Origin of the sequence: Pseudomonas sp. NPDC088414 (assembly GCF_044753325.1) — a bacterium.
Classification (GTDB): Bacteria; Pseudomonadota; Gammaproteobacteria; order Pseudomonadales; family Pseudomonadaceae; genus Aquipseudomonas.
Genome location: NZ_JBIVMY010000058.1, coordinates 1 through 7056, shown reverse-complemented (window position 1 = coordinate 7056; position 7056 = coordinate 1). Strand labels below are relative to the sequence as shown.

8 protein-coding genes are annotated in these 7056 nt (G+C 59.0%); all 8 read right to left on the bottom strand.

The annotated features are described in order from the left end of the window. Positions 1–107: 107 nt before the first annotated feature. Positions 108–1460 (bottom strand): sigma E protease regulator RseP, encoded by a 1353-nt coding sequence (gene rseP / locus ACIP8I_RS26815; RefSeq protein WP_400764883.1) that lies wholly within the window; start codon positions 1458–1460, stop codon positions 108–110. A 54-nt stretch (positions 1461–1514) separates the two neighbouring features. Beyond that, positions 1515–2705, bottom strand: coding sequence for a 1-deoxy-D-xylulose-5-phosphate reductoisomerase (ispC, locus tag ACIP8I_RS26810; protein ID WP_400764881.1), 1191 nt, complete (start codon positions 2703–2705; stop codon positions 1515–1517). Further along, positions 2702–3508 carry a phosphatidate cytidylyltransferase gene (locus ACIP8I_RS26805; RefSeq protein WP_007964272.1) on the bottom strand — a complete coding sequence of 269 codons (807 nt, stop codon included), beginning with the start codon at positions 3506–3508 and terminating at the stop codon, positions 2702–2704. The genes ispC and ACIP8I_RS26805 overlap by 4 nt, the downstream gene beginning before the upstream one ends. Further along, positions 3508–4263, bottom strand: coding sequence for a polyprenyl diphosphate synthase (gene uppS / locus ACIP8I_RS26800; RefSeq protein ID WP_003222128.1), 756 nt, complete (start codon positions 4261–4263; stop codon positions 3508–3510). Before uppS ends, ACIP8I_RS26805 begins: the two co-directional genes overlap by 1 nt. A gap of 14 nt (positions 4264–4277) precedes the next feature. Next, entirely contained in the window at positions 4278–4835 is a 558-nt protein-coding gene (frr, locus tag ACIP8I_RS26795; RefSeq protein ID WP_003222127.1) for a ribosome recycling factor, read from the bottom strand. Next, complete coding sequence (gene pyrH, locus ACIP8I_RS26790; RefSeq protein WP_003222124.1) at positions 4832–5575, bottom strand: UMP kinase; 744 nt, start codon at positions 5573–5575, stop codon at positions 4832–4834. Before pyrH ends, frr begins: the two co-directional genes overlap by 4 nt. Before the next feature lie 213 nt (positions 5576–5788). After that, entirely contained in the window at positions 5789–6652 is an 864-nt protein-coding gene (gene tsf, locus ACIP8I_RS26785; protein WP_003222121.1) for a translation elongation factor Ts, read from the bottom strand. 203 nt (positions 6653–6855) lie between these two features. Next, the coding region (locus tag ACIP8I_RS26780) for a 30S ribosomal protein S2 (RefSeq protein ID WP_400764878.1) at positions 6856–7056 on the bottom strand (201 nt) is incomplete at its 5' end.

The following is a 7056-nucleotide window of genomic DNA, read 5'->3' as shown; positions in this document are numbered from 1 at the left end:
GGTGAGAACCGCAGTTAGCAGCAGACGTTTCATGAAGTCCTTTCTTATTCCAACTGGCAATAAACAAACTGCCGCAAAATGCGGCAGATTCGCAATTCAGCGAAGCTTTACAGTCGACCCAGATCATTGACCAGAGCAAGCAACATCACTCCGACCACCAAACTGATACCGATCTGCACCCCCCAACCTTGCACCCGATCCGACAAGGGGCGACCACGCACCCACTCAATCAGATAAAACAACAAATGCCCCCCATCCAGTACAGGAATGGGCAGCAAATTCAGAACCCCCAGGCTAATACTCAGATAAGCAAGGAAATTCAGGAAATCAGCAACGCCCGACTGGGCAGAAGCGCCCGCCACTTTAGCAATGGTTATCGGCCCACTCAAGTTTTTTACCGAGAGCTCGCCAAACAGCATTTTCTTCAGTGAGTCCAGCGTCAGGATGCTCATGGTCCAGGTACGCCGGGCACCCTCGCAAATCGCGGCCAACGGGCCATAACTGACCTCGCGGATCATTTCCGGCGGCCAGTCCACAGCTTTCACGCCAGCGCCCAGATAACCACTCGGCGCCTTGCTTTCGCCACGCGCAGCCAGGGTCACCGGGACGTCGATTTGAGCACCGTCGCGCTCGACGCGCAGCAAGATTTTGGTATCAGGACGCGTACGAACGGTATCGACCACCTGCTGCCAGTCACCCAGCGCCTGGCCGTCGAGCGACAACAGGCGGTCTCCGGTTTTCAGACCAGCGGCCTGCGCCGGACCTTTTGGATCGAGCTCGGCCAGCACCGGCGGCAACGCCGGCCGCCATGGGCGAATACCCAGCGAGCGAATCGGATCAGGCTCATCAGCCCCTTTGAGCCAGTGATCCAGCGCCAATTCGCGCGGCGAATCCGCGGTAGCCCCCTGCTCACGCACGAGCAACTGCAGGGAACCACTTTCCCCAAGACGACGAACCAACTGCAAATTGACCGCCGCCCAGCCGGAAGTCGGCTCACCATCGATAGCGACGATTTCCTGACCGGCATTCAAACCGGCCTTGGCCGCGATGCTGCCGGATTCGACGGCACCGATGACCGGACGGATCTGCTCGCTGCCGAGCATGGCCAGCACCCAGAAAAACACCAGAGCCAGCAGGAAGTTGGCGATCGGTCCCGCTGCGACAATAGCGATGCGCTGGCGAACCGATTTGCGATTGAAGGATTGATGAAGCTGATCGGCCGGTACTTCGCCCTCACGCTCATCGAGCATTTTGACGTAGCCGCCCAGCGGAATCGCGGCGACGACAAACTCGGTGCCCTGCTTGTCGTGCCAGCGCAGCAGGGGCATGCCGAAGCCCACGGAAAAACGCAAAACCTTGACGCCACAGCGACGCGCGACCCAGAAGTGGCCGAATTCGTGAAAGGTGACCAGTACACCCAAAGCGATCAGGGTGCCGGCAATCATATAGAGCGCGCTCATCTACTTTCTCCGCAATCCTGTTCAGTGCCGCGTGGAGCCATGGTTCTGCAACGGCTATCGGCCGTGACGATTCAGCCACTGTTCGGCCAGAATCCGCGCTTTCGCGTCTGCGGTAAACACCGCATCCAGATCCTCAAGCGCGACCACTGGCTCGAGGTTCAGCACGTCCTCGATGATACTCGCGATTTCCAGATAGCCAACGCGTCCGTCGAGAAACGCCGCGACTGCCACTTCGTTGGCCGCATTGAGCATGGCCGGTGCGCTGTTGCCGGCCTCCGCCGCCTGCCGCGCCAGGCGCAGGCAAGGGAAGCGCTGTTCGTCCGGCGCCTCGAAATCCAGGCGCGCAACGGCAAACAGATCCAGTGGTGCCACACCCGAGTCGATCCGCTCAGGCCAGGCCAATGCGTTGGCAATCGGCGTGCGCATGTCAGGGTTGCCCAACTGCGCCAATACCGAGCCATCCACATAGTCGACCAGCGAGTGAATCACACTCTGCGGATGGATCACCACCTCGACCTGCGACGGCTTGGCGTCGAACAGCCAGCAGGCCTCGATCAACTCCAGGCCCTTGTTCATCATGCTGGCCGAATCCACCGAGATCTTGCGCCCCATGGACCAGTTCGGGTGCGCACATGCCTGATCAGGCGAGACATGCGCCAGCTCGCTCATCGGTGTCTGGCGGAACGGACCGCCCGATGCCGTTAGCAAAATCCGCCGCACGCCGACCACACCCAGACCGCGGGCAAAATCCTGCGGCATGCACTGGAAGATCGCGTTGTGTTCGCTGTCGATCGGCAGTAACACCGAGCCGCTCTTGTGCACGGCCTGCATGAACAGCGCGCCGGACATCACCAACGCCTCTTTGTTGGCCAGGAGAATTTTCTTCCCGGCCTGCACCGCCGCCAGCGTCGGGCGCAGGCCCGCGGCGCCGACGATGGCCGCCATCACGGCATCGACTTCAGGGGCGGAGGCAACCTGGCACAGGCCCTCCTCCCCGACCAATACGCGAGTGGGCAAACCGGCAGCCCGCAGGTCGTCCTGCAAACCGCGCGCCGCCGCCACTTCCGGCACCACGGCAAACTGCGGCACATGGCGGATGCACAAGGCCAGCAACTCGCTCAGGCGCGTGAAGCCGCTCAGGGCGAAAACCTGATAACGCTCGGGATGCCGAGCGATGACGTCGAGGGTGCTCAGACCGATCGAGCCGGTGGCTCCCAGAACGGTAATCTGTTGCGGGCGGCTCACGGTGCAGCCATCCACAGCAATACAGCGAAAATAGGGATCGCAGCGGTCAGGCTGTCGATGCGATCAAGCACACCGCCATGACCGGGCAGCAGGTTGCTGCTGTCCTTGATGCCGGACTGACGCTTGAACATGCTTTCGGTGAGATCGCCCACCACCGAAATGAATACGATCAACGCAGCGCCGATCAGCCCCTTGAGCAGTTCAGCCACCGTCCAGTCGCGAACCAGGCCAACGATCGCAGTGATCACCAGACTCAGCGCCAGGCCACCGTAAACGCCTTCCCAGCTTTTACCCGGGCTGACTTGCGGCGCCAGCTTGCGCTTGCCGAAGGCTCGGCCGGAGAAATAGGCACCGATGTCGGCACCCCAGACCAGCACCATCACGGCCATGATCAGCCAGTTACCCAATGGGTACTGCTTGATCTGCACCAGCCCTTGCCAGGCCGGCAGCAGGATCAGCAAGCCGATCACCAGTTTGGTGGCCGCCGTGGACCAGTGCTCGCTCGAGCGCGGATAGGTCAGCACCAGATACGTCGCCACTGCCCACCACAACACTGAAGCGCCCAACACCCAAGGGGCGAGGCCCGGCAGGACGTACATGACGAACAACATCAACGCGACGACAGCGGCAAAGCCAACACGGAACGACTGCGCGGTAAAGCCTGCCAGACGCGCCCATTCCCAGGCGCCCAGGCTCACGACCAGACCGATGAACAGCGCAAAACCGGATCCTTCGAGCAGGAAAAACCCGCACAAAGCGATCGGCAGCAGGATCAGCGCAGTGATGATTCGTTGTTTAAGCATTAAACCCGGGCTCCAGCTTCGACCTGTTCGCTCGTTTTACCGAAGCGACGCTGGCGCGAAGCGAAATCGGCCAGCGCGGTGCGCATGGCTTCGTGTTTGAAGTCCGGCCAGAACAGGTCGGAGAAGTACAACTCGGCGTATGCCAGTTGCCACAGCAGGAAGTTACTGATGCGGTGCTCGCCACCGGTGCGGATGCACAGGTCCGGCAACGGCAGGTCGCCGGTGGCCAGACAGGTCTGCAGCAGATCCGGAGTGATGTCTTCCGGGCGCAAATGCCCGGCCTGGACTTCACGCGCCAGACGCTGCGCCGCCTGGGCAATATCCCACTGACCGCCGTAGTTGGCGGCGATCTGCAGGATGAAGCGGTTGGCGCCGGCCGTCATGGCTTCTGCTTCGCGCATCGCCGCCTGAAGCTCAGGATGGAAGCGCGAGCGATCGCCGATGATGCGCAAGCTGATGTTGTTGTCGTTGAGGCGCTTGGCCTCACGACGCAGCGCCTTGAAAAACAGATCCATCAAGGCACTGACTTCATCGGCCGGACGCTGCCAGTTCTCACTGGAGAAGGCGAACAGGGTGAGCACTTCGACCTTGGCCTCGGCGCACACCTCGATCACTGCCCGCACAGCATCCACGCCGGCCTTATGCCCGGCAACACCCGGCATAAAGCGTTTTTTCGCCCAGCGATTATTGCCATCCATGATGATCGCGACATGGCGCGGCACCGCGGACGGCGCAGACTGCTTGGTCTTGTCCATTTAAAACTCGACCCTTATACGGCCATCAGGTCTTTTTCTTTCTCGTCCGTGGCCTTGGTGATCTGGGCCTCGAAGTCTTTGGTCAGCTTGTCGATATCAGCGGTGGCACGACGCTCTTCGTCTTCGCTGATTTCTTTATCCTTGACCAGTTTTTTCAGATCGCCCAGCGCATCACGACGGATATTGCGCACAGCAACACGCGCATCTTCCGCTGCTGCACGCGCCTGCTTGGTGAAGCCTTTACGGGTTTCTTCGGTCAGGGCCGGCATGGAGATCAGCAGCAGTTCACCCAGGTTGGTCGGGTTCAGGTTCAGACCGGCGCTCTGGATCGCTTTGTCGACGGCCGCCAGCATGTTGCGCTCGAAAGCGACAACTTGCAGGGTGCGGGAGTCTTTTACAGTGATGTTGGCCACCTGAGTAATGGAAGTGTCTGCGCCGTAGTACGGCACCATCACGCTGCCCAGGATGCTTGGGTGAGCCTTGCCGGTACGAATCTGGCCGAATGCATGGGCCAGAGAGTCCAGGGATTTTTGCATGCGCTCTTGAGCGTCTTTCTTGATTTCGTTGATCATTGTTGACCTTCCTCGATCAGGGTGCCTTCAGCGCCGCCATGCACGATGTTCAGCAGGGCGCCAGGCTTGTTCATGTTGAATACGCGCAGCGGCATTTTGTGGTCGCGGCACAGGCAAATAGCTGTCAGATCCATTACACCCAGCTTGCGATCCAGCACTTCATCATAAGTCAGATGATCGAACTTCTCGGCATGCGGGTCTTTGAACGGGTCAGCGGTATAGACGCCATCGACCTTGGTCGCCTTCAGAACGACGTCAGCGTCGATCTCGATGGCACGCAGGCAGGCTGCCGAATCCGTGGTAAAGAACGGATTACCGGTACCGGCGGCGAAAATCACCACGTCCTTGGAGTTCAGGTGACGCATGGCTTTGCGGCGATCATAGTGATCGGTCACGCCAACCATGGAAATGGCCGACATCACGATCGCCGAGATATTGGCACGTTCCAGCGCATCGCGCATGGCCAGGGCGTTCATCACAGTGGCCAGCATGCCCATGTGGTCGCCTGTCACCCGATCCATGCCAGCCTTGCTCAAGGCCTCGCCACGGAACAGGTTGCCACCGCCGATCACCAGACCGACCTGTACGCCGATGCCGACCAGCTGGCCGACTTCCAGCGCCATCCGATCCAGCACTTTTGGATCGATCCCGAACTCTTCCGAGCCCATCAGGGCCTCGCCGCTAAGCTTGAGTAGAATGCGTTTATAGCGAGCCTGATAACCACTGCCCTGCTGAGCCATTGCGAATCTCTCCTGCGGCGTATTTAAAAAATTCTGTGCAAGCTGTTTTACAGCTGCCGTTCACTCTAGCTTGGCGCTGCTTCAGCGCCATCGGAACCTGGCTTTGTAAGCCAGTTCCCAGTGGAAACCAATTAAAAATTGGTAACCCCATCTGAAAAGAGGCTGCGCGCGTGAGCGGGCAGCCTCTTTCGGGCGACAGTTGAAAAAACTGTCTTATTGCTTGGCGGCAGCCAGCTGGGCAGCAACTTCTTCAGCGAAGTTGTCGACCGGCTTCTCGATGCCTTCGCCTACTTTGAAGTAGGTGAAGGAAACGATTTCAGCGCCGCCTTTCTTGGCCAGCTCGCCAACCTTGATTTCAGGGTTCTTGACGAACGCCTGCTCAACCAGGCTTGCTTCTGCCAGGAACTTGCTGATACGGCCTTTGACCATGTTCTCAACAATGTTTTCTGGCTTGCCTTTGATCTTCTCTTCGTTCAGCTGCAGGAACACAGCTTTTTCACGCTCGATCGCTTCAGCCGAAACTTGCGAAGGCAGCAGGAACTCAGGGTTGCTCGCAGCTACGTGCATCGCGATGTCTTTGGCCAGCTCGACGTCACCGCCTTTCAGAGCCACAACAACACCGATCTTGTTGCCGTGCAGGTAAGAACCTACAACGTCACCTTCGATACGGGTCAGACGACGGATGTTGACGTTCTCGCCTACTTTGGCAACCAGTGCTTCGCGAGCAGCTTCTTGCGAAGCGATCAGCGGAGCAGCGTCGGTCAGCTTGTCAGCGAAAGCTTTTTCAACGCTGGCAGCAACGAAGTTCTTGAAGTCGTCTTGCAGAGCGAGGAAGTCGGTCTGCGAGTTCACTTCCAGGATAACGGCAGCCTTACCGTCGTCCTTGATTGCGATTGCGCCTTCAGCGGCAACGTTGCCAGCCTTTTTCGCAGCCTTGATCGCGCCCGAAGCACGCATGTCATCAATGGCTTTTTCGATGTCGCCGTCAGCCTTTTCCAGGGCTTTCTTGCAGTCCATCATGCCTTCGCCGGTACGCTCGCGCAGTTCTTTAACCAACGCTGCAGTAATTGCTGCCATTTTCAAATTCCTCTTGGATAGGTTTTCAACCATTCCACCCGATCGAACGGGCGTTCAATTCTTCCCGAAACACCTTGTAGCTGCTGCACGTTACAAATGCAGGAGGTGCGCTGCCACAAGTGGGCGCCAACAAACGGTTTTCGAGGTGGCAAAAAGGGGGCCAAGCCCCCTTTTTGCTTACTGAGTCAACGCCAGGGCGTCGATTACTCAGCTGCAGCCTGAGTTTCTTCAGCTGCGAATTCAACAGTGCCGCCAGCAACATTGTTGCGACCACGGATCACTGCGTCAGCCATCGAACCCATGTACAGCTGGATAGCGCGGATTGCGTCATCGTTGCCTGGGATGATGTAGTCAACGCCTTCCGGGCTGCTGGTGGTCGCGACAACCCCGCTGACCGGGATGCC